This is a genomic window from Rhodococcus sp. NPDC054953 (genome assembly GCF_053609225.1).
This window is the reverse complement of sequence record NZ_JBSGXD010000004.1, coordinates 193,011-216,752: the sequence shown is the minus strand read 5'-3', so window position 1 is coordinate 216,752 and position 23,742 is coordinate 193,011. Positions and strand designations below refer to the sequence as shown.

Below are 23,742 nucleotides of genomic sequence, written 5' to 3'. Positions count from 1 at the left end.
ACACCCGCGAGCTGGTCCCCGGCGTCCCCGGTGTGGGCGCCGGCCCCGGCGTGCAGCTGTGGCCGCACCGGCACGGCACCGACGCAATGTTCATGGCGGCGCTGCGCAAGCCAGTGGAGTAGCGCGCTCGTCGAACGGGCGGTTGTCGGGGCATCGGCCGAGAGGCGATCCCGATAACCGCCCGTTCGACGGGACCACAACGACCGCAGAGTGTCTGCTGCCAGTACGCTCCCTCCAAATTTGATGAGCGCGAATGGTGGTGCGGTGGAATCGTTTGATCTTCGGTCGGCCTTGGTGACGTTCGATGTGCCGCAGCTTCGGGAGAAGGTGGGCGACCGAGAACAGCTGGATCGACTCGATCGATTCTTCGGAATTGGTGATCCGAGTCGAAACACGTACTTGAAGTACAAGTTGGCTGTCGGGGAATCATGTTCGAGCGAGTTTCCTTGGGCTTCACCGTCGCAGCATTAGTTGGCTGATATGGCCCGCGTTGTCACGGCGGCGAAGCTGCCGCTAGGTGACATGAAGGGTCGGTTCGATGCGGTACCACACCACAACGGACCGCGGTCACTGAAGTACAGGCACGTTGCATCGGCTCAGTACGTGACATTGTCGTGTGAGTTCATGTGGGACCGGTCGTTTCCTGGTAGCGGCGAGCCGGGCGAGCAGAATGCTGGACATCTTCTCGACGAACTGCTTGTTCTGTCGCTCGTGTCCGGGGTCGCCGCGGTCGAGAAGAGTCGTACCCTGATCAATCGCGAGCTTCGAACGTCGGGTGGCGGGCGGTTGGCCCGGCTATGGTCTCCTCAGATTCAGCGGCAAGAATGGGCAGCGGCGTCGGTACGCCATTACTACAGGTCGACCCAGAAACGGAGAAACGACGAGCTCATCGAGATGATGGACGCGATTCTGGACGGCGAGCTGGATTTTCTCGGTCGATTCGATCCGCCTACGCGGCCCACGGCGAGTATCGGCGCGAACGGTGGAGGGGCGATCGCCAGGAAGTTCACAACCGACGTAGACCTTGATGAGCTGCTGGATGGCGATGGCGTCATGCATGTCGGTGGCTCACTCATCGAAATCGACGATGAGCGGCTGAACGTCCTCGAACAGTTGGAAGCAGAGTTCGGTTCCGAGAACTGCCACTATGCGCGAGGGTCTTCGAGGGTCCGGACGGCATCGACAGTTCTGGTTCGAGCATTGACGAGAGCTACGTGATTCTCGTGGTACGTCGACCGATCGTCTCGGGGTTTGTCGAGGATGCCATCGCGATCAGCTTCATCGCTGGACGGAATGCCACTTTCTATGTCCGCGGTGATGTGTCCACGGAGCACTGGACCAGCGTTCTGGCCGGATGGAAGATCTCCGCCCGACTGAAAGGTGCGCGAAGGCTGAAGTTTGTTGCGAACTCCCTCTGGGATGAGTACGACGCCATGTACGAGAAGCTGTCTTTCCTACACTCGTGCGACGCTGCAGGTTTCGCAGCGCATCACAAGCAACTTCGCTTCAACGAGCACGGGGATTACGAGATGGTCTGAGCACATGCGAATGAAATTGAGCACCCCGCGCAGCGCTGACAGCGTAGGGCCCTGTGAAGGTGATGTCGGTCCCCACCGTCGACGTCAAACGTCAGCAGCCCCACCATCACCTCCAGCACCGTGCTCGTCACCCTGCTGCAGCGCGAGGTCGTCACCGGGAAACGGCGCGCCCGAACCCCCGTCGTCGGCGTGTACGCCGACGACGGGACTCCGCTGTCGGGGGAGCGGACCGTCGTCGTGGACAACGCCGCCGAGGATATCCGGGACCGGAGCTACACCGTCGAACTCGTGCTCAGCGAGGCCGCCGAACGCTACAACGGCAAGTCCGTCCACATCCGCGCCGACGAACTCACCAACGGCACCCGCACCGAGTACCGGCACACCACGGTATCCCTGCAGCGCGGATTCGACGGGTTCTTCGACCCGCTCTGATTGCTGATTCAGTACGCGTTTCGTAGGGTAGGAGCCTACGAAACGTGTACTGAAGGGTGGTGGAGCGGATGCGCGGCACACCGCTGCCGGCCGAGTTGGCGCGGACTGCACTGCGCACGATTCGTCCACAAGACGTCGCCCACGTCTACCGCCACCCTCGTCCGGAACTGTCCCGGCTCGCGGATAGGGGCGTCCTGCATCGGGTGGCCCGCGGCTACTACATTGTCGTGCCGCAGGAACAGGTCGGACGTGCGTGGCTGCCCGGCCTGGAATCTGCCGCGGCGGGCATCGCGTCGACGATCTACGGGGCCGACCGGTCAGTGGTGATGGGCATCAGTGCCGCCCGGCTACTTGGTGCAATCCCGCGGGCACTGGCTGCCGCGGTCGTCGCTGTCCCGTACCGGCACCGGCCGATCGAGTTGCTCGACCGTCCCGCCATCCTTCGATTCGTGCAGCGTGACACCGATGCACTCGACGCAGAACGCATCGGCACCCCGCTCGGTGCGGCCCTGGTCACCACGCCCGAACAGACCGTGCTCGACCTCTCGCGACGGCCGCTTCTCGGGAACGCGGAAGCCGAGATTCCCGGCGCCATTGCGACGCTCTACCGCCGCAGCGACCGGGATCGACTCGAAGAACTGGCGCGGGAGCAGCGGATGGTCGCCAGCCTGCGGCGCGCCGAGATCTGGGCGGGGGAGAGGCCGTGAACATCGACGAACGCGACGTTGTCGCAGCCCGGTTCGGGGTTGCGCCGGAACAGGTGGAACGCGACCACCTCATCTCGCATCTCCTCGCGGTGCTGTCCGACCGTTTCGCGGACCGGCTCCACTTCATCGGCGGCACCGCTCTCGCCCGCACGCACCTCGTGGACGGTCGTCTCAGCGAGGACATCGACCTGGTCGCTCTCGGCAACCGCACCGAACTGGCCGCCGAGATCGACGCCGCGCTCCCACGTGCAGTGGCGCGCACGCACGGACGGTTGAGCTGGGAGCCCGCGCTCGCCACCGTCCGGGACACCGCGGCCGCGCACCTCCGAACGGCGAGCGGCCTGACCGTCAAGGTGCAGTTGCTGTCGTCGAAGGATCGGACGGTGTGGCCCGCCGAAACTCGCGCCCTCGCGCAGCGCTACCTCGATTCGCCGCCAGCACAGTTGACGGTGCCCACACGTGCAGCGTTCGCCGCGTCGAAGACCGCGACCTGGCACGACCGCCGCGCATCACGCGATCTGTGGGACCTGTGGGCGCTGGCCGGAATCGGAGCCATCGACGACGAGGCAGCAGATCTCTACCGGCAGCACGGGCCGACTGGCAAGCCGCCCGGCGGGCACCTGTTCGTCACGCCACCGACCGACAACGACTGGACAGCGCAGCTGGCCGGACAAACCCAGCTGTCTGTGACCGCGCGCGATGCGCTGATCGCGGTCGGCGCTGCCTGGGCGCGTGTGACCGAACCCGAGGCCGTGCAGGAAGATGGAGAGCCGTGGCCGACACCGTAGACGAGGCCCCCGCCGCGACACCCAGGCTCACCGCGCTCGAGGCCAAGGCCAACACCGAATTCCCCGGACTCGTCGTCCGCAAGGATCTCGTCGGTCGGGTGTGGGGAAACGCCGTCGTCCCCGGGTATGTGCTTGAGTTCCTCCTCGCCCAGTACTGCGCCACCGACGACGAGGCGACGATCGACACCGGCATCGAAAGCGTCCGCAACATCCTCGCCCAGCACTACGTGCACCGCGGCGAAGCCGAACTGGTGAAGTCGACCATCCGGGACCGCGGCTGGCACCGCGTCATCGACAAGGTCGCCGTCGTCCCGCGCGCTCGACATCCCGGAGGACGCGATGGGGTACTCGTTCGAGGGACTGCTGATCCTGATCCCGCACCTGCGTGGCGCGACGAGGATCGAGATCGTCGACCCGTACATCCGGGCGCCGCACCAACTCCGGAACCTCTACGAGCTGCTCGTCGAGATCATCGCGGCCAAACCGGGGCGCGGCCTGGACGTCTTCCAGCCGTTTGAGAGTGCCGGGAGGTACGACATCCGGAGTCGGCGGCAGGACCGTCGACGCATGAAGGCCTGCACGATCACCTACCTGAAGGGGGAGCAGAGCGTGTGAAAGAGTTGATCTGGTACGGCCTCAACGAACCGGGTGCTGCGCTGTTCGGTGAGGGACTCGAACTGCGACACACCTTCGCCGACGCCGCAAAGTGGTGCGACTGGGCAGGTGTTATGAAGCTGCTCGACGAGCACCCGGATCTCGTGAACAGCACCCGGCCGGGTGGCCCTCCCTGTTCACCCCGCTACATCAGGCCGCATACAGCAACGCGCCCGCCGAGGTGATCCGTGAACTCGTTGCCCGCGGCGGATGGCGCACCCTGGAAAACGCCCGCGGCGAACGTCCCGTCGACGTCGCAGTCGGACGCGGCCACAGCGCGGCGACGGCTGAACTGGAGCCGCACCTCGCATGTGTCGTCCCGCACGGAGTCTTGCTCAAGATCCAGCAGCAACTTCATGCCGTGATTCGCCGCGAGGTTGCGGAACTGGTTGATCGGCACACACTGCGCCTACCGGAACTTCAGCCGATTCTGGAGGCAGATCGAAACACGCGCTTCTTCTTCCAAGTTCCCGGCATGTATGGCGGCTTCTTCTACAGTCTCGGCGAGGAAGGTGTCGCGGCGAAGCTCGCGGCGATTGCCTCATCTCGTCAGGGTGGATCACGATATTACGAGATCACTTCCGCGGGAAGTGAGGTGGTGGGTGAAGGGCCCTGAACGGACACGAGATATGACGCTTCAGAGCGGGCGGCCCTGCTCTGTACGGGCCAGGAGGGCATGCAGTTGCGTTCGAAGCTCTGCAACACTGGCGACAGGTTCGCCGCCTTCGTTTACGGGCACCTGGTTCCCTGCAGGTGCACCTTCGCCGAAGGCGAGGACGTAGTGCTTGATTCCCTCCGGAAGCACCAGAACGAGCGAGCCATGAGTCGCCGCATATTCTCCGCGGCACACGAATTGAGCTGCAACCATGGCCGACGATGTTCGATGCCGTCGCAAGCCGGAGTAGGGGCGATTCGCCCTGAACGGGCGGTTGTCGGGGCATCGGCCGAAAGGCGATCCCGATATCCACCCGTTCGCTGCGTTCAGTTGTGGTGCGCGACCACGTTGATCACCGTGCCGTCGGGTGCGCGCACGAAGAACCGCCGCACGCCCCACTCCTCGGTGGTCAGCGGGTGCACGATCTCGTGACCCGCCCGAACGGCCTCGTCGTACGCGGAGTCGACGTCGTCCACGTGCACGGAGATCGCCGAGTCCTCGGGTGCGGTGGCGTCGCCGGTGACCAGCTGGACGTGCGCGCCGGTCCCGGGGTCGGTGTAGCGGGCGACCCAGCCGAGGTTGAACTCCTCGATGCTCAACCCGAGGAAGTCGGTGTAGAACCTCTTCGCGGTGTCGATGTCGGCGACCGGCAGATTCGTGGTGACCTGGATGACGCGCATGCTGTTCTCCTGTCTGAACGGTGTGGGTCGATCATCGGACGGACTCCGCTTCGCGTCGAACTGGATCGCGAATTCGTATTGGTGGTCTCGCAGGCCTTCGGAACGTCCGGCGCGACACGATCCGGGCCGCGGCAGCGGTGGCCGCTAGGCTCGTCGGCATGCGTGGTGAGTACAAGGTCCCCGGCGGCAAACTCGTTGCGGTCGATGTTGAGGTGGCGGACGAGCGGCTGGCTCGGGTTGCGCTCTCGGGCGACTTCTTCCTCGAACCCGACGAGGCGCTCGGCGACATCGTCGACGCGGTGACCGGCATGCCCGCGACCGCGGATGCCGCGCAGTTCGGCCAGGCCATCGACCGCGCGCTCGGAGCCGAGGTGTCGATGATCGGGTTCACCCCGGAATCGGTCGGGATCGCGATCCGCCGCGCGCTCGGGCACGCCACCAGCTGGCACGACCACACCTTCGACGTGATCGGCCCCGTCGTCCTCGATCCGGCAATGCACGTCGCCCTCGACGAGGTGATTACCCGCGAGGTCGCCGCGGGTACCCGCCGTCCGACCCTGCGGTTCTGGGACTGGGATTCGCCGCTGGTGGTGCTCGGCTCCTTCCAGTCGGTGCGCAACGAGGTCGACGAGGAGGCGGCGGCGCGGCACGGCATCGGCATTGTCCGCCGCATCTCCGGCGGCGGCGCGATGTTCATGGAACCGGGCAACTGCATCACCTACTCGCTGGCCGTGCCGACGTCGCTGGTCGACGGGCTCAGCTTCGAGCAGTCGTACGCGTTCCTCGACCAGTGGGTGATGGGCGCGCTCGCCGACGTCGGCATCCGGGCCAGCTACGTGCCGCTCAACGACATCGCGTCCGAGCACGGCAAGATCGGCGGCGCCGCGCAGAAGCGGTTCGCGGCCGGTGCGGTGCTGCACCACGTGACGATGGCCTACGACATCGACGCCGACAAGATGACCGAGGTGCTGCGCATCGGCAGGGAGAAGATCTCCGACAAGGGCATCACCTCCTCCGGCAAGCGGGTCGACCCGATGCGCTCGCAGACCGGGATGGTCCGCTCCGCGATCATTGCGGCCTTCGTCGCGCACTTCCGGGCCCGCTACGACACCGCCGAATCCGCATACACCGACGCCGAACTCGCCGCGGCCCGCGAACTGGTTGACAGCAAGTTCGCGACCCTGGAGTGGACCAACCGGGTGCCGTGACTCACCGGCGCAGCCGCAGCCGGGCGATGCGGTAGCCGTCGAGTTCGGTGACCGTCAGCCGGTGCTCACCGACGGTGACGGTGTCGCCGACGGCCGGGATGTGCTGCAGCCGGTGCATCACGAAGCCGGCGATCGTGTCGTACGGGCCGTGCGGAACACGGATCCGGGTCTGCTTCGCGAAGTCGTCGACGTGCAGCAGTCCGCTCACCGTGACCGGATCGCCGTCCGGGATCGGCGCGCCCGACTCGAGGTCGAACTCGTCGCCGATCTCGCCGACCAGTTCCTCCACGATGTCCTCGATGGTCGCGATCCCGGCCGCGCCGCCGAACTCGTCGATCACCAGCACCATCTGGGTGTTGTCGCGGCGCATTTCGACGAGGGTGGGCAGGGCGCGTTTGCTGCCGGGGAACTGCGCGAGCGGCCGCACCAGGTCCGCCACGATGCCGTCGTCGCGGGCGGTGAACAGGTCCCGCAGGTGCACGAACCCGAGGACGTCGTCGAGGGACCCGCCGACCACCACCGGAAAACGGCTGTGGGCCAGGGTGATCGCGCGGTCCCGGGCGGCCGGGACCGCGGTGTCCGCTTCGAGGCAGTCCACCTCGGTGCGCGGCCGCATCACCTCGGTCAGGGTCCGCGGTCCGGCGTCGAACACCTCCGACAGCACCTCCCGCTGGTCGGTGGGCAGGGCGTCGTGGCCGAGCAGCATGTCCCGCAACTCGTCCGCGGACACCTCCTCGGAGGTGCGGGACGGGTCGCCGCCGAGGATCCGCACCAGCAGGTCGGTCGACGCCGACAGCAGCCAGATCACCGGGCGCATCAGCCACGCGAACCGGTCCAGCGGCGGGCCGGTGACCAGCGCTACCCCGGTGGCGCGTTGCAGGGCAATGCGTTTCGGCACCAGTTCGCCGAGGACCAGGGACAGGTAGGCGACGACGAGGGTGGTGCCGATCAGTGCGATCACGTCGGCGGTCTCGTCCGACAGCCCCCACCCGGCGAGGGTGGGGGCGATATCGGGGGCGATCGTCGACGCGCCGAACGCGGCCGAGAAGAAGCCAGCGACCGTCACCCCGATCTGCACCGCCGACAGGAAGCGGTTCGGGTTCCTGGCCAGCGCGGCCGCGCGCGCCCCGCGGCGGCCGCGCCGGCCCAGCGCCCGGATCTGCCCCTCGCGCAGCGACACCAGCGCCAGTTCCGTCGCCGCGAACACCCCGCCGACGAGGACGAACACCAGCACCAGGCCGACGTTGAGCGCCGTCGTCACGACCTCACCCCGCTCGGCCGCCGGGGACTGCCGTCACCGCGCATCGGCTCCTCCCTCGAGGTGGGGTTGGGTCAGTCTAGGAAGTGGGCAGCAGCCTCGCGAGAACGTCGGCGAGCGTGACCAGGCCGACCAGGTCGCCCCCGTCGGCGGCGCGCACGACCGCGATGTGGCTGCGGGTCTCCCGCATCGTCGCCAACGCCTCGTACACCGGGGTGCTGGCGTCGAACGTGAGCACCGGCCGCATCAGGTCCCGCGCCCGGGTGCCGTCCGCAGCGCCGAGGCTGTCGCGCACGTGCACCACGCCCCGCACCCCCTCCGCGCCGCGCACCAGCAGTCGCAGATGACCGCTCGTCTCGGCCGTCGCGCGGATCGCGTCCGCGGTCGTGTCCGGGGCGACGGCGGACGGGTGCGGGTTCGGCCGGACGATGTCGCCGACCGTCAGCGACTGCAGCTCCAACGCGCCGGTGAGGTGACCGTGGTAGCGCTCATCGAGGGTGCCGACGGTCGCCGAATGCTCCACCAGATGCCGCAGCGCCTCCGGATCCTGACCCGACGCCACCTGGTCGACGGGTTGGACGCCGACCAGCAGCAGGCACCGGTTCGCCAGCCGGTTCAGCGCGACGATCAGCGGACGGGTCAGCCACATGAACCCGCGCATCGGGATCGCCAGCAGGGTCGCCGACCGTTCCGGGTGCGCGATCGCCCACGACTTCGGGGCCATCTCGCCGACCACCAGGTGCAGGAACGTCACGATCAGCAGCGCCAGCACGAACCCGGCCACGTCGGCGAGCCAGGTCGGCGCACCCCAGCCCGTGAACAGCGGCGTGAGCCAGTGGTGCACGGCGGGTTTCGTCACCGCCCCCAACGCCAGGGTGCAGACGGTGATGCCCAACTGTGAACCGGCAAGCAGCACCGACAGTTCCGACGCGCTGCGCAGGGCGGCCCGCGCCGATCGGCTGCGCGGCGCCGCGTCCTCGAGGCGGTGGCGTCGCGCCGCGATCAGCGCGAACTCGACCGCGACGAAGAACGCGCTCGCCGCGATTAGTGCCACCGTGACCGCCAGCACGACCCACGGGCTACTCATCGTCGGACTCCTTCTCCCGCAGTGTCACGAACAGCGACGACGGCACGTGCCTGCCGACGCCCCGCACCTCCACCAGCAGCTGCCTGGCCGGGGCTGGATGGTCCGCGACCAGGTCGGCCGGGTCGCCGGGGAGGTCGACGATCACGGTGTCGCCGACCGTCGGGAGCCCGCCGAACCGGGCGATGACGAGACCGGCGAGGGTTTCGTAATCGTCGTCCTCGGGCAGCTCACGGTCCAGGATGCGGCCCACCTCGTCGACGTGGACCCCGCCGGGAATCAGCCAGCCGCCGTCGACGACGGCCGCCTCGCCCGACTCGTGGTCGGGGTCGTGCTCGTCGGCGATCTCGCCGACCAGTTCCTCCGCCATGTCCTCGACGGTGACGACGCCTGCGAACCCGCCGTACTCGTCGATGACCAACGCCATCTCGTCCTTGGCCGCGGTCAGCCGGGCGAGGACGTCGGGCAGGGGCAGCGTGGTCGGCACGATCACCGCGGGTCGGGCGTGCTCCGCCGCGCTGCCCGCCGCCCGCGCGCCGAGCAGGTCGTGCAGGTGCACGACGCCGCGCAGGTCGTCGCTGCTCGTCCCGACGACGGGGTAGCGGGTGTGACCCGTTCCCATCCGGGCGACGACCTCGGCGACCGGTGCGTCGGCGGGCACCGTGTCCACCCGCGACCGCGGGATCATCGCATGTTCCGCTGTCCGCGTCGGGAAGTCGAGGACCCGATCGAGGAGGGCGGACAGTTCCCTGGGGAGTTCGCCGGAGTCGCGGGACTCGGCGACGATGTGCTCGAGGTCGCGGACCGTCGCGGAATGCTCGACATCGTGCACCGGTTCGATGCGCAGTGCCCGCAGCAGCAGGTTCGACGACGCGTCGAACAGCCGGATCAGCCAGCCGAAGACCGCCAGGTACAGGGTCGTCGACAGGGCGAGCCGCCCGGCGACCGGTTCGGGGCGGGCGATGGCCAGGTTCTTCGGGAACAGTTCGCCGAACACCATCTGCACGACCGTCGAGAACAGCACGGCGAGCAGCGCGCCCGCGGCGACACCGACGGCGGTGGGGATGCCGACGCCGCCAAGGAGTTCGCCGAGCCCGCGGCCGATGAGGGGTTCGGCGACGTATCCGACGAGCAGGCCGGTGACGGTGATGCCCAGCTGCGCGCCGGACAGCATGAACGAGGTGCGGCGGGTGACGGCGAGCGCACGCGACGCGGTGGCGTCGCCCGCCTCGGCCCGGGCCTTGAGGCGGGACCGGTCGACCGCCATGTACGCAAATTCCTGCGCGACGAAGTATCCGGTCAGCGCGGTGATCGCCAGGACGACGAGGATCCCGAGGGCGATGGAGAGAACGGTCAGCACGTCCGTGCCGTCCGGTGCGGGGCGTGATCAGTGCGGGGCGGGACGGGTCTTCGAGGTGTGCGCGGTGCGCGTGTCATCGACGCTCTCTTGGAGATGGGACGGGTACCCCGTCGAGAATAGGACAAAACGCCTACGTCGCACGAGTCGGCGGGTGGCGGCACACTGGGCACATGCACACGTGGGGCGATGTCGTCGCGATCGGGAGCGGGCTGCCGGGAGTCGAGGAGTCCACCTGGTATCGCACACCCGCACTGAAGGTCGCAGGCAAGGGGTTCGCCCGGCTGCGCACCGACGCGGAGGGCGCCCTGGTGCTGCTGTGCGGGCTCGACGAGAAGGAGGCTCTGCTCGCGTCCGGTGACCCCGCCTACTTCACCACCACCCACTACGACGGGTACGGCGCGATCCTGGTAAACCTCGACGTCGTCGACCACGATCAGCTGCGCGAGCTGATCGAGGACGCGTGGCGGCGGACGGCGCCGACGCGGCTGCGCGCGGAGCGGCCCGAGCCCGGGCACTAAACTCCCTGGCGTGGCCCATCCGATGATCGCCCCGTCCATCCTGTCCGCCGATTTCGCTCGACTCGCCGACGAGGCCGCCGCCGTCGCTGGCTCCGACTGGCTGCACGTCGACGTGATGGACGCGCACTTCGTCCCCAACCTCACCCTCGGCCTTCCGGTCGTCGAGTCGCTGCTCAAGGCCACCGACATCCCGCTCGACTGCCACCTGATGATCGAGAACCCGGGCCGCTGGGCGCCGCCGTACGCGGAGGCGGGCGCGCACAACGTCACCTTCCACGCCGAGGCAACCGACGACCCGGTCGCCGTCGCCCGCGACATCCGCGCCGCCGGCGCCAAGGCCGGCCTGTCGATCAAGCCCGGCACCCCGATCGAGCCGTACCTGGAGATCCTCAAGGGCTTCGACACCCTGCTGGTGATGAGCGTCGAACCCGGCTTCGGCGGGCAGTCGTTCATGCCGGAGGTGCTGTCCAAGGCCCGCGCGGTCCGCAGGCTCGTCGACTCCGGGGAGCTCACCCTGATCGTGGAGATCGACGGCGGCATCAACGCCGATACCGTCGAGGCCGCCGCCGAGGCGGGCGTCGACTGCTTCGTCGCCGGGTCCGCCGTCTACGGCGCCGCCGACCCGGGCGAGGCGGTCCGCAAGCTGCGCGCGCAGGCGGCGTCCGCGTCGCCGCACCTGACCCTGGCCGGGTAGCGGTGACCGAGGCGGACCTGTCCGCGCTGCGGGTGGCGGTCGACGCCGCCGAGGCGGTGCGCGGCACCACCAACCCCAACCCGCCGGTCGGCGCCGTGATTCTCGACGCCGCCGGCCACGTCGCCGGTGTCGGTGCGACGCAGCCGGTCGGCGGACCGCACGCCGAGGTGATGGCGCTGCGGGCCGCGGGCGCGCGGGCGCGCGGCGGCACCGCCGTCGTCACCCTGGAACCGTGCAATCACACCGGACGCACCGGTCCGTGCGCCCGGGCCCTGCTCGACGCGGGCATCGCGCGCGTCGTGTACGCGGTCGGTGACCCGAACCCGCAGGCCTCGGGCGGCGCGGCCGCCCTCCGGGCCGCGGGCGTCGACGTGGTCGCCGGCGTCGGGACGGACCTGGTCGAGCGCGGGCCGCTGCGCGCGTGGCTGCACCGGCAGCGCACCGGCCGCGCCCACGTGACCTGGAAGTTCGCCGCGACCCTCGACGGCCGCAGCGCCGCCGCCGACGGCACCAGCCAGTGGATCACCGGCCCGCAGGCGCGCGCCCGCGTGCATGCCGAGCGGGCGCGGCTCGACGCGATCGTCGTCGGCACCGGCACCGTCCTTGCGGACGACCCGTGGCTGACCGCGCGGCGGCCGGACGGCTCCCTCGCCGCGCGGCAGCCGCTGAGGGTGGTGGTCGGGGAACGCGAGATACCCGCCACGGCAAGGGTTCTCGACGATGCGGCGCCGACACTGGTGCTGCGGACCCGGGATCCCAACGAGGTCCTCGCCGCGCTGACCGACCACCCCGACGTCCTGCTCGAGGGTGGGCCGCACCTGGCCGGGGCGTTCCTCGCCGCAGGGCTGATCGACCGGGTCCAGGCGTACCTGTCGCCGGTGCTGCTCGGGGCGGGCGCCGCCGCCGTGGAGAATGCCGGTGTCGGCACCATCGCGGACGCGCTGCGATTCGAGCGGGAGTCGGTCGAGGCCCTCGGACCGGACCTGCTGCTCACCCTGATCCCGTCCCGACCCTGACCCTCCGCACCGACCCTGACCACCGAGAGAGAAGAGACACAGTGTTCACCGGCATCGTCGAAGAACTGGGCGAGATCGTCGCCAAGGAGGACCTGGCCGACGCGGCCCGCTTCACGGTCCGCGGACCGCTCGTCACCTCCGATGCCGGGCACGGCGACTCGATCGCGGTCAACGGCGTCTGCCTGACCGTCGTCGAGGTGCTCGGCGGGGACACCTTCACCGCCGACGTGATGGCCGAAACCCTGAATCGGTCGAGCCTCGGCGCCCTCGTCGTCGGCAGCAGCGTCAACCTGGAGCGGGCCGCCGCGCTGAACAGCAGGCTCGGCGGTCACCTGGTGCAGGGCCACGTCGACGGCACCGGCACCATCATCAGCCGCTCCCCGTCGGAGAACTGGGAGATCGTCCGGATCGCGCTGCCCGCGCAGCTGTCCCGGTACGTGGTGGAGAAGGGGTCGATCACCGTCGACGGCGTCTCCCTGACCGTCTCCGGTCTCGGCGGCGAGGGCGACGACCAGTGGTTCGAGATCTCGCTGATCCCCACCACGCTCGCGTTGACCGTCCTCGGCACCGCGACCCCCGGCACCCCGGTGAACCTGGAGGTCGACGTGATCGCCAAGTACGTCGAGCGGTTGTACAGCGCCGGACGGTAGACACGATGGCGGCCGCACCGGGCGGGGGCCGTACTGTTGAGGTGCACCGTGTCGGTGCACGGAGCATTCAAGACTGATGGAGCACAGCACGTGACCAGGTTCGACAGCATCGAGCGCGCAGTCGCCGACATCGCCGCAGGCAAGGCGGTCGTCGTGGTCGACGACGAGGATCGCGAAAACGAGGGCGATCTCATCTTCGCCGCGGAGAAGGCGACACCCGAGCTGGTGGCCTTCATGGTCCGCTACACCTCGGGCTACCTGTGTGTCCCGCTCGCGGGCGAGGACTGCGACCGCCTCGGGCTGCCCCCGATGTACTCGACCAACCAGGACAAGCACGGCACCGCCTACACGGTCACCGTCGACGCGAAGGACGGCATCGGTACCGGCATCTCCGCGTCCGACCGGGCGGCGACCATGCGGCTGCTCGCCGACCCCGAGTCCGGGGTCACCGACTTCACCCGCCCCGGCCACGTGGTGCCGCTGCGCGCCAAGGAGGGCGGCGTGCTCCGCAGGCCCGGCCACACCGAGGCCGCCGTCGACCTGGCCCGGATGGCCGACCTGCGTCCCGCGGGCGTGATCTGCGAGATCGTCAGCCAGAAGGACGAGGGCGAGATGGCCCGCACCGACGAGCTGCGGGTCTTCGCCGACGACCACAACCTCGCGTTGATCTCGATCGCCGACCTGATCGCGTGGCGGCGCAAGCACGAGAAGCACGTGGTGCGGATCGCGGAGGCGCGGATCCCCACCCAGCACGGCGAGTTCAAGGCCGTCGGGTATCAGAGCGTCTACGACGAGGTCGAGCACGTCGCCCTCGTCAAGGGGGACATCGCCGACGGCGACGGCGCCGACGTGTTGGTGCGGGTGCACTCCGAGTGCCTGACCGGCGACGTCTTCGGCTCGCTGCGCTGCGACTGCGGTCCGCAGCTGGACGCGGCGCTCGAGATGGTCGCCGCCGAGGGTCGCGGCGTCGTGCTGTACATGCGCGGGCACGAGGGCCGCGGGATCGGCCTGATGCACAAGCTGCAGGCCTACCAACTGCAGGACGCGGGCTCCGACACCGTCGACGCCAACCTCGAGCTCGGCCTGCCCGCCGATGCCCGCGACTACGGCATCGGTGCGCAGATCCTCGTCGACCTCGGCGTCACCTCGATGCGGTTGCTCACCAACAATCCCGCGAAGCGGGTCGGGCTCGACGGCTACGGACTGCAGATCCTGGCGCGGGTGCCGATGCCGTTGCGCGCCAACGCCGAGAACCTGACCTACCTGCGCACCAAGCGGGACCGGATGGGGCACGACCTGGCCGGTCTCGACGAGTTCGAGAAGGGTGGCGCGCTGTGAGCGGGGAGGGACTTCCGGACCTGCAGCTCGGTCAGGCGAAGGACCTGACGCTCGCGATCGTCGCCGGATCCTGGCATCCGGAGATCTCCGAGGCGCTGATCGCGGGCGCCAAGCGGGTCGCGAAGCAGGCGCAGATCGAGGACGTCACCCTGATCCGGGTCGCTGGCGCCATCGAACTGCCGGTCGTCGCGCAGCAACTGGCCCGCACCCACGACGCCGTCGTCGCGCTCGGCGTCGTGATCCGGGGCGGAACGCCGCACTTCGAGTACGTCTGCGACGCCGTCACCTACGGGCTGACCCGGGTGTCTCTCGACGAGGGCACCCCCGTCGCGAACGGTGTGCTGACCACCGACACCGAGAAACAGGCCAGGGACCGGTCCGGGCTGCCCGGGTCGGTGGAGGACAAGGGTGGGCAGGCGTGCGCGGCGGCGATCGACACCGCGGTGACGCTGAAGACCCTGCGCGAGCGGGCGGGGCTGACATGACCACATGGGACCTCGACGTGCGGTGCAAGAAGTCGGCGCGGGCGGCGATGATCGTCGCAGGCGGCTGCATTCTCCTGTTCGTCGTCCTCGGGATCTTCCTCCGCAGCTCCGCGACCGGCGTGTACTTTCGGGTGGTGGACCAGCTGTCGATGGTGGGGATCGGGATCCTGCTCGCCGGCCTGGTGCTGCTCCTCGCGCGGCCGCGGCTGCGGGCGAACGCGGACGGGGTGCTGGTCCGCAACGCGTTCGGTGAGCGGAAGGTGGACTGGGACCTGGTGCAGGGGCTGTCCTTCCCGGACGGCGCGGCGTGGGCGCGGATCGAACTGCCCGACGACGAGTACATCCCGGTGATGGCGATTCAGTCGAATGACCGCGAGCACGCGGTGTCCGCGGTCCGCTCGTTCCGGTCGCTGGCCGCCCGGTACGCCCCCGCCAGCGGGGACAAGGGAACTGTCGGCACCGCCGACTAGCCTGGATACGTGCCCGATCCAGCCACCTACCGCCCCGCGACCGGAACCATTCCGACCGAACCCGGCGTCTACAAGTTCCGCGATCCACACGGCCGGGTCATCTACGTCGGCAAGGCGAAGAGCCTGCGCAGCAGGCTGAACTCGTACTTCGCCGACGTGGCGTCGCTGCATCCGCGGACCAGGCAGATGGTGACGACGGCGGGCAGCGTCGAGTGGACGGTGGTCGGCACCGAGGTCGAGGCGCTGCAGCTTGAGTACAACTGGATCAAGGAGTTCGACCCGCGGTTCAACGTCCGCTACCGCGACGACAAGACGTATCCGGTGCTCGCGGTGACCTTGAACGAGGAGTTCCCTCGGCTGTTCGTCTACCGCGGACCGCGCCGCAAGGGGGTCCGCTACTTCGGTCCGTACTCGCATGCGTGGGCGATCCGGGAGACCCTCGACCTGCTGCTGCGGGTGTTCCCGGCGCGCACCTGCTCGGCCGGTGTGTTCAAGCGGCACAACCAGATCGGCAGGCCATGCCTGCTCGGCTACATCGACAAGTGTTCCGCGCCGTGCGTCGGGCGGGTCGATGCCGACGAGCATCGCCGGATCGTGGAGGACTTCTGCGACTTCCTCGCAGGCCGCACCGACAAGCTGGTCCGGGAGGTCGAGGCGCGGATGCACCGCGCCGCCGACGACCTCGACTTCGAGGCGGCGGCGCGGCTCCGAGACGACCTCGGGGCATTGCGCAAGGCGCTTGAGAAGCAGGCGGTCGTCCTCGGTGACGGCACCGACGCCGACGTCGTCGCGTTCGCCGCCGACGACCTCGAGGTGTCGGTGCAGGTGTTCCACGTGCGCGGCGGCCGGGTCCGGGGTCAGCGCGGCTGGGTCGTCGAGCACTCCGGTGACGGCGACGCCGCCGACCTGGTCGAGCAGTTCCTGACCCAGTTCTACGGGGAGCAGGCGGCGCTGGCGGGCACACCGGGCCCGCAGGCCGACACGGCGACCGTCGTGCCCCGCGAGGTCCTCGTCCCGGTGCTGCCGGACGACGTCGACGAGGTGCAGCAGTGGCTCAGCGGGCTCCGCGGGTCCGCCGTGTCGCTGCGGGTGCCGCAGCGCGGCGACAAGAAGGCGCTCGCCGAGACCGTGGAACGCAACGCGAAAGAGTCGCTGGCCCAACACAAACTCAAACGTGCCGGGGATCTGACGTCGCGGTCGGCGGCGCTGCAGGGCATCCAGGACGCGCTCGACCTCGACGAGGCGCCGCTGCGCATCGAGTGCATCGACATTAGCCACGTCCAGGGGACCGACGTGGTGGCGTCGCTGGTGGTGTTCGAGGACGGGCTGCCCCGCAAGTCGGACTATCGGCACTACTCGATCCGGGAGGCGGCCGGGGACGGGCACTCCGACGACGTCGCGTCGATCGCGGAGGTCACCCGGCGCCGGTTCCTGCGTCACGCGCAGGACGCGGCCCGTGTGGATCCCGGTGCGGCGGTGGACGAGTCGAGTGGCGGCGATCTGGCGCCTGCGGCCGCGCTCGACCCGCAGACCGGGAGGCCGCGCCGGTTCGCGTACCCGCCGAACCTGTTCGTCGTCGACGGCGGCAAGCCGCAGGTGACCGCGGCCGCCGCGGTGTTCGACGACCTCGGCATCACCGATGTCGCGGTGGTCGGCCTGGCGAAACGCCTCGAGGAGGTGTGGGTGCCGGGGGAGGAGGACCCGGTGATCCTGCCGCGCACCAGCGACGCCCTGTACCTGCTGCAACGGGTCCGCGACGAGGCGCACCGGTTCGCGATCACCTTCCACCGCAGCAAGCGGTCGCGGCGGATGACGGCGTCCGCCCTCGACTCGGTGAAGGGCCTCGGCGAGACCCGACGCACCGCCCTGGTCACCCACTTCGGGTCGGTTGCCAGGCTCAAGGAGGCGACGGTCGAGGAGATCACCGCCGTCCCCGGGATCGGTGTCGCCACCGCACGGGCCGTGCTCGCGGCCCTCGGCGGGGCTGCCGCGGCGCCGACCGGGGGAGACACGGGCCAGAAAACCGACGATTCGGTCCGGGTGGGGGATGATGATGCGCGGCCGGTGACGGCCGAGCCGAGCACGATCGAGTCGAGGAGGGCAGGAGTCGAGTGACGGAACGGACCGGTCAGCAGCCGGACATCGACGTCGCCCTGGTGACCGGATTGTCCGGCGCAGGGCTGAGCACCGCCGCGAAGGTGCTCGAGGACATGGGGTGGTACGTCGCGGACAACCTGCCACCGGAACTGATCACCCGGATGGTGGATCTCGGGCTGTCCCCGTCATCCCGGATCCCGAAGCTTGCCGTCGTGATCGACGTGCGCAGCCGCCGCTTCACCGGCGACCTTGCCACCGTCGTGAAGGAGGTCGCGGAGAAGGCGACCCACGCCCGGGTGCTGTTCCTGGAGGCCACGGACCCGGTGCTGGTGCGTCGCTTCGAGAGCAACCGCCGCAGCCATCCGCTGCAGAGCGAGGGCAGCGACGGGACGCTGATCGAGGGCATCGCCGCGGAGCGGGTGCGGCTCGCGCCCGTCCGGGCCGACGCGGACCTGGTGATCGACACGTCGGCGCTGTCGGTCCACGAACTCCGGCACCGGGTCGAGGCCGCGTTCGGTGGCGGGGCGGTGCCGTCGGTGGCGGTGACGGTGCAGTCGTTCGGCTTCAAGTACGGGCTGCCGATGGACGCGGACCTGGTCTGCGACGTACGGTTCCTGCCCAACCCGCACTGGGTCCCCGCGCTCCGCGAGCACACCGGGCAGGATCCGCTGGTCCGGGACTACGTGCTCGACCAGGACGGGGCGCAGGACTACCTCGACACCTACCATCACGTCGTCGAGTTGACGACCGACGGCTACCGCAGGGAGGGCAAGCGTTACATGACGATCGCGGTCGGATGCACCGGCGGCAAGCATCGCAGCGTCGCGATGACCGAGGCCCTCGCGGCGCGACTGGAGGCGGACACGGGAATCACGGTGAAGATCGTGCACCGTGATCTGGGGAGAGAATGACCGCGCAGGAACGGGACGGTCGGGGACCGTCGATCGTGGCGTTCGGGGGCGGGCACGGCCTGTACGCGACGCTCAGCGCGGCGCGTCGGTTCAGTGACGACGTCACCGCGGTCGTCACCGTCGCCGACGACGGCGGTTCCTCGGGCAGGCTGCGGGCGGAACTCGGCGTCATCCCGCCCGGAGACCTGCGGATGGCGCTCGCCGCGCTCGCCGCCGACGAGCCCGACGTGCAGACCTGGGCGACGACGATGCAGCACCGTTTTGGTGGCACCGGGGCGCTGGCCGGGCATTCGGTCGGGAATCTGATCCTGGCCGGGCTGACCGAGGTGCTCGGGGACACCGTCAGCGCGCTCGACGAGATGACGCGGGTGCTGCGGATCCGGGGCCGGGTGCTGCCGATGTCGCCGATCCCGCTGGCGATCGAGGCCGATGTCGTCGGACTCGAGGCCGACCCGCGGGTGTGCCGCACCATTCGCGGGCAGGTCGCGGTCGCCACCACCCCCGGCCAGGTGCGCCGAGTCCGGCTGCTTCCCCCCGATCCACCCGCCACCCCCGACGCGCTCGCCGCGGTCGAGCGGGCGGACCTGATCCTGCTCGGGCCGGGATCGTGGTTCACCAGCGTGATCCCGCACGTCGTTGTTCCGGAGCTGGCCGCCGCGCTGCGCGACACCACCGCCAGGAAGGCGCTGATCCTCAACCTCGCCCCCGAACCGGGGGAGACGGCAGGCTTCTCCGCCGAACGGCACCTGCACGTGCTCGCACAGCACGCGCCGGACCTGCGGGTCGACGACATCCTCGTCGACGCGGAGTCGGTGCCTGCCGGCCGCGAACGCGAACACCTGTGCCGGGCGGCGGCCCGCCTCGGCGCCACCGTCCGGTACGCGGACGTGGCGCGGGCCGGGACCGCGACCCACGATCCGACCAAACTTGCTGCCGCGCTCGACACGGCACCGCTCGACACGGCACCGCCCGACCGGGAGACCCCCGGACGGCAGTCCACCGGCACGGCCGCATTCGGCGCGACAACGTCACACACGGGAAGGGAGCCCATTTCGTGGCAATGACAGCAGAGGTCAAGGACGAGCTGAGCAGGCTCGCGGTGACCCAGGTGTCCGCACGCAAGGCGGAGGTGTCGTCCCTGCTGCGGTTCGCTGGCGGACTGCACATCGTGGCCGGGCGGGTGGTGGTCGAGGCCGAGGTGGACCTCGGGTCGACGGCGCGTCGCCTGCGCGGTGAGATCCACGACCTCTACGGGTACGCCGCCGACGTGCACGTGCTCGGCGCTGGCGGCCTGCGCAAGAGCGCCCGGTACATCGTGCGGGTCAACAAGGACGGTGAGGCCCTCGCCAGGCAGACCGGCCTGCTGGACATGCGCGGGCGGCCGGTGCGGGGACTGCCTGCCCAGGTGGTCGGTGGCAGCGTCGTCGACTCGGAGGCGGCGTGGCGGGGCGCGTTCCTCGCGCACGGCTCGCTGACCGAGCCGGGCCGTTCGTCGGCGTTGGAGATCAGCTGCCCCGGTCCGGAGGCGGCGCTCGCTCTGGTCGGTGCGGCGCGCAGGCTCGGGGTGTCGGCGAAGGCCCGCGAGGTGCGGGGCGCCGACCGTGTCGTGGTCCGCGACGGCGAGGCGATCGGGGCGCTGCTGACCAGGATGGGCGCCCAGGACACGCGGTTGACCTGGGAGGAACGCCGGATGCGGCGCGAGGTGCGGGCCACCGCGAATCGGCTCGCGAACTTCGACGACGCGAATCTGCGGCGTTCGGCGCGGGCCGCCGTCGCCGCGGCGGCGCGGGTGGAACGGGCGTTGGACATCCTCGGCGAGGACGTGCCCGACCATCTCGCCGCGGCGGGCAGCCTGCGGGTGCAGCACCGGCAGGCCTCGCTCGAGGAACTCGGGCAGCTCGCGGACCCGCCGATGACGAAGGACGCGGTCGCCGGGCGGATCCGGCGGCTGCTGTCGATGGCGGACCGCAAGGCGAAGGAGACCGGAGTGCCCGACACCGAGTCGGCGGTGACCGCCGATCTGCTTGACGACGCCTGACGGCCGATCCCGGTCCGTGCGCACTAGGCTGTGGCACACACCTGATCGATCAATGCACACGACAACCGTCAAGGAGTGAATTGTGACTGTTCGGGTAGGCGTGAACGGCTTCGGCCGGATCGGACGCAACTTCTTCAGGGCCGTCGACGCGCAGAAGGCGCTCGGGACCACCGACATCGAGATCGTCGCGGTCAACGACCTCACCGACAACACGACCCTCGCTCACCTGCTCAAGTACGACTCCATCCTCGGTCGCCTGCCCCACGACGTCGTCCTCGACGGTGCGGACACCATCGTCGTCGGCGACACCCGGGTCACCTCCCTCGAGGTCAAGGACGGGCCTGCCGCGTTGCCGTGGGGTGACCTCGGGGTCGACGTTGTCGTCGAGTCCACCGGGATCTTCACCGACGCGGCGAAGGCGCGGGGCCACCTCGATGCGGGCGCGAAGAAGGTGGTCATCTCCGCCCCAGCGAAGGGGGAGGACATCACGATCGTGATGGGTGTCAACGACGACCGGTACGACGGCAGTCAGAACATCATCTCCAACGCGTCCTGCACCACGAACTGTCTCGGACCGGTCGCCAAGGTCCTCGACGACGAGTTCGGCATCGCCCGGGGTCTGATGACCACGGTCCACGCCTACACCCAGGACCAGAACCTGCAGGACGGCCCGCACCGGGACCTGCGTCGGGGCCGCGCCGCAGCGGTGAACGTCGTCCCGACCAGCACCGGCGCAGCGAAGGCCATCGGCCTGGTGCTGCCGCAGCTCGCGGGCAAGCTCGACGGCTACGCGTTGCGCGTGCCGATCCCGACCGGCTCGGCCACCGACCTCACCGTGAACCTGGTGCGGTCGGCGTCCGTCGCGGACATCAACGCCGCGATGGCGGCCGCCGCCGAGGGCCCGCTCAAGGGCATCCTGAAGTACACCGAAGCCCCGATCGTGTCGTCCGACATCGTCACCGACCCGCACTCGTCGATCTTCGACGCCGGTCTGACGAAGGTCATCGATGACCAGGCGAAGGTCGTCGCCTGGTACGACAACGAGTGGGGCTACTCGAATCGTCTCGTCGACCTCATCGGTCTAGTTGGAAAGGCTCTTTGATCACAGTGGCAGTCAAGACTCTGAAGGACCTCCTTGACGAGGGGGTCGCGGGCCGCGCGGTGCTGGTGCGCTCCGACCTCAACGTCCCGCTCGACGGTGGTGCGATCACCGACCCGGGACGCATCCTCGCCTCGGCGCCGACCATCTCGGCGCTCGCCGAGGCCGGTGCGAAGGTCATCGTGATGGCCCACCTGGGCCGTCCGAAGGGTGCCGTCGACCCGGCGCTCTCGCTGGCGCCGGTCGCCGCGAAGCTCGGCGAGGTGCTCGGCCGCAACGTGCAGCTCGCGGGCGACGTCGTCGGCCAGGACGCGCTCGCGCGCGCCGAGGGCCTCACCGACGGCGACGTGCTGCTGCTCGAGAACATCCGCTTCGACCCGCGGGAGACCAGCAAGGATGACGCGGAGCGGCTCGCGTTGGCGAAGGCGCTCGTCGAGCTGACCGACATGGGCGGCGCGTTCGTCTCGGACGGCTTCGGTGTCGTGCACCGCAAGCAGGCGTCGGTCTACGATGTCGCGACCCTGCTGCCGCACTACGCGGGCACGCTGGTCGCGGCGGAGGTCGACGTCCTGCAGAGGCTGACGCAGGATTCCGACGAGCCGTACGCGGTGGTGCTCGGCGGGTCGAAGGTCTCCGACAAGCTCGCCGTCATCGAGGCCCTCGCGTCGAAGGCCGACACCCTCGTCATCGGCGGCGGCATGTTCTACACCTTCCTCGCCGCGCAGGGCGTGTCGGTGGGCAACTCGCTGTGCGAGGAGTCGATGATCGAGACCTGCCGGTCGCTGCTCGAACGGTTCGCCGACGTCATCCACATCCCGCAGGACGTGGTGGTCGCCGACTCGTTCTCCGCGGACGCGGAGGCGAAAACGGTGTCCGCGTTGGAGATCCCGGACGGCTGGATGGGCCTGGACATCGGTCCGGAGTCGGTGGAGCGGTTCGCCGCGATCCTGTCCGGGGCGCGGACGGTGTTCTGGAACGGGCCGATGGGCGTCTTCGAGTTCGAGAAGTTCGCGGCGGGCACCAAGGGTGTCGCCGAGGCGATCATCGGCGCCACCGGGAAGGGCGCGTTCAGCGTCGTCGGCGGCGGCGACTCCGCGGCCGCGGTGCGGCTGCTCGGGCTGCCGGAGGACGGTTTCTCGCACATCTCCACCGGCGGCGGCGCGTCCCTCGAGTACCTCGAGGGCAAGTCCCTGCCCGGTCTGGAGGTACTCGATGGCGCGTAAGCCGTTGATCGCAGGCAACTGGAAGATGAATCTCAACCACCTCGAGGCCATCGCCCTGGTGCAGAAGATCGCGTTCTCGTTGCCGGAGAAGTACTTTGACCGCGTCGACGTGACCGTGCTCCCGCCGTTCACCGACCTCCGCTCGGTGCAGACGCTGGTGGAGGGCGACAAGCTGCTGCTCAGCTATGGCGCGCAGGACATCTCGGCGCACGCGTCGGGTGCCTACACCGGTGAGGTCAGCGGTGCGATGCTGGCCAAGCTCGGCTGCAGCTACGTGGTCGTCGGGCACTCCGAGCGCAGGCAGTACCACGGTGAGACCGACGCGGTCGTGCTCGCCAAGACCAAGGCGGCGCTGGCACACGGCATCACGCCGATCGTCTGCATCGGCGAGGGACTCGACGTCCGGGCGGCGGGCGACCACGTCGGGTACAACGTCGCGCAGCTGCGGGGTTCCCTCAAGGGCCTGTCCGCGGAGCAGATCGGCAAGGTCGTCGTCGCCTACGAACCGGTGTGGGCGATCGGCACCGGCAAGGTGGCCTCGGCCGCCGACGCGCAGGAGGTGTGTGCCGCGGTCCGCGCCACGCTCGCCGAGCTCGCCTCCGCGGAGGTCGCGGCGGACGTGCGGGTGCTCTACGGCGGTTCGATGAACGCCAAGAACGTCGGCGAACTCGTCGCGAAGCCCGATGTCGACGGCGGCCTGGTCGGTGGCGCCTCGCTCAAGGCCGACGAGTTCGCAACGCTGTCCGCGATCGCGGCCGGGGGGCCGCTCCCGTGAGCTGATCGCGGCACCGCCGGTGGGCGGGTGGTGTCCCCTTGGCAGTTGTCTCTTATACACCTCT

26 protein-coding genes and 1 pseudogene are annotated in these 23,742 nt (G+C 69.6%); 23 read left to right on the top strand and 4 right to left on the bottom strand.

Annotated features, from left to right (window positions below):
- The first annotated feature begins 480 nt into the window (after positions 1–480).
- From ACWF62_RS05105 to ACWF62_RS05070, 8 genes and pseudogenes are all read left to right on the top strand, one after another.
- On the top strand, positions 481–1,218 hold the full coding sequence (locus ACWF62_RS05105) for a hypothetical protein (protein WP_378506286.1): 738 nt from the start codon (positions 481–483) through the stop codon (positions 1,216–1,218).
- Positions 1,215–1,538 (top strand): hypothetical protein, encoded by a 324-nt coding sequence (locus tag ACWF62_RS05100; RefSeq protein WP_378506287.1) that lies wholly within the window; start codon positions 1,215–1,217, stop codon positions 1,536–1,538. The genes ACWF62_RS05105 and ACWF62_RS05100 overlap by 4 nt, the downstream gene beginning before the upstream one ends.
- A gap of 120 nt (positions 1,539–1,658) precedes the next feature.
- Positions 1,659–1,970, top strand: a complete 312-nt coding sequence (locus ACWF62_RS05095; protein WP_378506288.1) for a hypothetical protein — start codon at positions 1,659–1,661, stop codon at positions 1,968–1,970.
- A 68-nt stretch (positions 1,971–2,038) separates the two neighbouring features.
- Positions 2,039–2,677 (top strand): type IV toxin-antitoxin system AbiEi family antitoxin domain-containing protein, encoded by a 639-nt coding sequence (locus ACWF62_RS05090; RefSeq protein WP_378506289.1) that lies wholly within the window; start codon positions 2,039–2,041, stop codon positions 2,675–2,677.
- Positions 2,674–3,465, top strand: a complete 792-nt coding sequence (locus ACWF62_RS05085) for a nucleotidyl transferase AbiEii/AbiGii toxin family protein (RefSeq protein WP_452629549.1) — start codon at positions 2,674–2,676, stop codon at positions 3,463–3,465. The genes ACWF62_RS05090 and ACWF62_RS05085 overlap by 4 nt, the downstream gene beginning before the upstream one ends.
- Positions 3,450–3,764: pseudogene (locus tag ACWF62_RS05080) on the top strand (anti-phage BREX system Lon protease BrxL); the annotation flags it as partial. The gene ACWF62_RS05085 and the pseudogene ACWF62_RS05080, both read left to right, overlap by 16 nt.
- A 40-nt stretch (positions 3,765–3,804) precedes the next feature.
- Entirely contained in the window at positions 3,805–4,080 is a 276-nt protein-coding gene (locus ACWF62_RS05075) for an MIT C-terminal domain-containing protein (protein WP_452629548.1), read from the top strand.
- Between the two features lie 220 nt (positions 4,081–4,300).
- Positions 4,301–4,735, top strand: a complete 435-nt coding sequence (locus tag ACWF62_RS05070; RefSeq protein WP_452629547.1) for a hypothetical protein — start codon at positions 4,301–4,303, stop codon at positions 4,733–4,735.
- 365 nt (positions 4,736–5,100) lie between these two features.
- Here the strand turns inward: ACWF62_RS05070 and ACWF62_RS05065 are convergent, their stop codons facing one another.
- Positions 5,101–5,454: a VOC family protein gene (locus tag ACWF62_RS05065; RefSeq protein WP_378506293.1), complete on the bottom strand. Its 354-nt coding sequence runs from the start codon at positions 5,452–5,454 to the stop codon at positions 5,101–5,103.
- Between the two features lie 158 nt (positions 5,455–5,612).
- Between ACWF62_RS05065 and ACWF62_RS05060 the strand changes: the two genes are divergently transcribed.
- Entirely contained in the window at positions 5,613–6,662 is a 1,050-nt protein-coding gene (locus ACWF62_RS05060) for a lipoate--protein ligase family protein (protein ID WP_378570076.1), read from the top strand.
- Between the two features lies 1 nt (position 6,663).
- Here the strand turns inward: ACWF62_RS05060 and ACWF62_RS05055 are convergent, their stop codons facing one another.
- The 3 genes from ACWF62_RS05055 to ACWF62_RS05045 form a co-directional block, all read right to left on the bottom strand.
- Entirely contained in the window at positions 6,664–7,923 is a 1,260-nt protein-coding gene (locus ACWF62_RS05055) for a hemolysin family protein (protein ID WP_378570077.1), read from the bottom strand.
- A gap of 76 nt (positions 7,924–7,999) precedes the next feature.
- Positions 8,000–9,007: a hemolysin family protein gene (locus ACWF62_RS05050; protein ID WP_378570078.1), complete on the bottom strand. Its 1,008-nt coding sequence runs from the start codon at positions 9,005–9,007 to the stop codon at positions 8,000–8,002.
- The gene (locus tag ACWF62_RS05045; protein ID WP_378570079.1) at positions 9,000–10,364 is read right to left on the bottom strand and encodes a hemolysin family protein; all 1,365 of its coding nucleotides are present in this window, start codon (positions 10,362–10,364) and stop codon (positions 9,000–9,002) included. Before ACWF62_RS05045 ends, ACWF62_RS05050 begins: the two co-directional genes overlap by 8 nt.
- 170 nt (positions 10,365–10,534) lie before the next feature.
- Between ACWF62_RS05045 and ACWF62_RS05040 the strand changes: the two genes are divergently transcribed.
- From ACWF62_RS05040 to tpiA, 14 genes are all read left to right on the top strand, one after another.
- Positions 10,535–10,882, top strand: a complete 348-nt coding sequence (locus tag ACWF62_RS05040) for an MmcQ/YjbR family DNA-binding protein (RefSeq protein WP_378506298.1) — start codon at positions 10,535–10,537, stop codon at positions 10,880–10,882.
- Between the two features lie 10 nt (positions 10,883–10,892).
- Positions 10,893–11,576 (top strand): ribulose-phosphate 3-epimerase, encoded by a 684-nt coding sequence (rpe, locus tag ACWF62_RS05035; RefSeq protein ID WP_378570080.1) that lies wholly within the window; start codon positions 10,893–10,895, stop codon positions 11,574–11,576.
- A 2-nt stretch (positions 11,577–11,578) separates the two neighbouring features.
- On the top strand, positions 11,579–12,592 hold the full coding sequence (gene ribD / locus ACWF62_RS05030; protein ID WP_378506300.1) for a bifunctional diaminohydroxyphosphoribosylaminopyrimidine deaminase/5-amino-6-(5-phosphoribosylamino)uracil reductase RibD: 1,014 nt from the start codon (positions 11,579–11,581) through the stop codon (positions 12,590–12,592).
- A gap of 41 nt (positions 12,593–12,633) precedes the next feature.
- The gene (locus ACWF62_RS05025) at positions 12,634–13,242 is read left to right on the top strand and encodes a riboflavin synthase (protein WP_378506301.1); all 609 of its coding nucleotides are present in this window, start codon (positions 12,634–12,636) and stop codon (positions 13,240–13,242) included.
- A gap of 90 nt (positions 13,243–13,332) precedes the next feature.
- Positions 13,333–14,580 (top strand): bifunctional 3,4-dihydroxy-2-butanone-4-phosphate synthase/GTP cyclohydrolase II, encoded by a 1,248-nt coding sequence (locus tag ACWF62_RS05020; protein ID WP_378506302.1) that lies wholly within the window; start codon positions 13,333–13,335, stop codon positions 14,578–14,580.
- Positions 14,577–15,065 carry a 6,7-dimethyl-8-ribityllumazine synthase gene (ribH, locus tag ACWF62_RS05015; RefSeq protein ID WP_378506303.1) on the top strand — a complete coding sequence of 163 codons (489 nt, stop codon included), beginning with the start codon at positions 14,577–14,579 and terminating at the stop codon, positions 15,063–15,065. The genes ACWF62_RS05020 and ribH overlap by 4 nt, the downstream gene beginning before the upstream one ends.
- Positions 15,062–15,535 carry a PH domain-containing protein gene (locus tag ACWF62_RS05010; RefSeq protein ID WP_378506304.1) on the top strand — a complete coding sequence of 158 codons (474 nt, stop codon included), beginning with the start codon at positions 15,062–15,064 and terminating at the stop codon, positions 15,533–15,535. The genes ribH and ACWF62_RS05010 overlap by 4 nt, the downstream gene beginning before the upstream one ends.
- A gap of 9 nt (positions 15,536–15,544) precedes the next feature.
- Positions 15,545–17,650 carry an excinuclease ABC subunit UvrC gene (gene uvrC / locus ACWF62_RS05005; RefSeq protein ID WP_452629546.1) on the top strand — a complete coding sequence of 702 codons (2,106 nt, stop codon included), beginning with the start codon at positions 15,545–15,547 and terminating at the stop codon, positions 17,648–17,650.
- Positions 17,647–18,543 carry an RNase adapter RapZ gene (gene rapZ / locus ACWF62_RS05000; RefSeq protein WP_378506306.1) on the top strand — a complete coding sequence of 299 codons (897 nt, stop codon included), beginning with the start codon at positions 17,647–17,649 and terminating at the stop codon, positions 18,541–18,543. Before uvrC ends, rapZ begins: the two co-directional genes overlap by 4 nt.
- Entirely contained in the window at positions 18,540–19,607 is a 1,068-nt protein-coding gene (locus ACWF62_RS04995; RefSeq protein ID WP_378506307.1) for a gluconeogenesis factor YvcK family protein, read from the top strand. The genes rapZ and ACWF62_RS04995 overlap by 4 nt, the downstream gene beginning before the upstream one ends.
- Positions 19,598–20,581 carry a DNA-binding protein WhiA gene (gene whiA, locus ACWF62_RS04990; RefSeq protein ID WP_378506308.1) on the top strand — a complete coding sequence of 328 codons (984 nt, stop codon included), beginning with the start codon at positions 19,598–19,600 and terminating at the stop codon, positions 20,579–20,581. Before ACWF62_RS04995 ends, whiA begins: the two co-directional genes overlap by 10 nt.
- A gap of 82 nt (positions 20,582–20,663) precedes the next feature.
- Entirely contained in the window at positions 20,664–21,683 is a 1,020-nt protein-coding gene (gene gap, locus ACWF62_RS04985) for a type I glyceraldehyde-3-phosphate dehydrogenase (RefSeq protein WP_378506309.1), read from the top strand.
- A 5-nt stretch (positions 21,684–21,688) separates the two neighbouring features.
- Entirely contained in the window at positions 21,689–22,903 is a 1,215-nt protein-coding gene (locus ACWF62_RS04980) for a phosphoglycerate kinase (protein ID WP_378506310.1), read from the top strand.
- The gene (gene tpiA / locus ACWF62_RS04975) at positions 22,893–23,678 is read left to right on the top strand and encodes a triose-phosphate isomerase (protein WP_452629545.1); all 786 of its coding nucleotides are present in this window, start codon (positions 22,893–22,895) and stop codon (positions 23,676–23,678) included. The genes ACWF62_RS04980 and tpiA overlap by 11 nt, the downstream gene beginning before the upstream one ends.
- Positions 23,679–23,742: the final 64 nt, after the last annotated feature.

Excerpts from the sequence above, each read along its gene's own strand:
- ACWF62_RS05105 (WP_378506286.1), top strand. The coding sequence starts at position 481 with ATGGCCCGCGTTGTCACGGCGGCGAAGCTGCCGCTAGGTGACATGAAG.
- ACWF62_RS05090 (WP_378506289.1), top strand. The coding sequence starts at position 2,039 with ATGCGCGGCACACCGCTGCCGGCCGAGTTGGCGCGGACTGCACTGCGC.
- ACWF62_RS05075 (WP_452629548.1), top strand. The coding sequence starts at position 3,805 with ATGGGGTACTCGTTCGAGGGACTGCTGATCCTGATCCCGCACCTGCGT.
- ACWF62_RS05065 (WP_378506293.1), bottom strand. The coding sequence starts at position 5,454 with ATGCGCGTCATCCAGGTCACCACGAATCTGCCGGTCGCCGACATCGAC.
- ACWF62_RS05060 (WP_378570076.1), top strand. The coding sequence starts at position 5,613 with ATGCGTGGTGAGTACAAGGTCCCCGGCGGCAAACTCGTTGCGGTCGAT.
- ACWF62_RS05050 (WP_378570078.1), bottom strand. The coding sequence starts at position 9,007 with ATGAGTAGCCCGTGGGTCGTGCTGGCGGTCACGGTGGCACTAATCGCG.
- ACWF62_RS05040 (WP_378506298.1), top strand. The coding sequence starts at position 10,535 with ATGCACACGTGGGGCGATGTCGTCGCGATCGGGAGCGGGCTGCCGGGA.
- ACWF62_RS05010 (WP_378506304.1), top strand. The coding sequence starts at position 15,062 with ATGACCACATGGGACCTCGACGTGCGGTGCAAGAAGTCGGCGCGGGCG.
- ACWF62_RS04995 (WP_378506307.1), top strand. The coding sequence starts at position 18,540 with ATGACCGCGCAGGAACGGGACGGTCGGGGACCGTCGATCGTGGCGTTC.
- tpiA (WP_452629545.1), top strand. The coding sequence starts at position 22,893 with ATGGCGCGTAAGCCGTTGATCGCAGGCAACTGGAAGATGAATCTCAAC.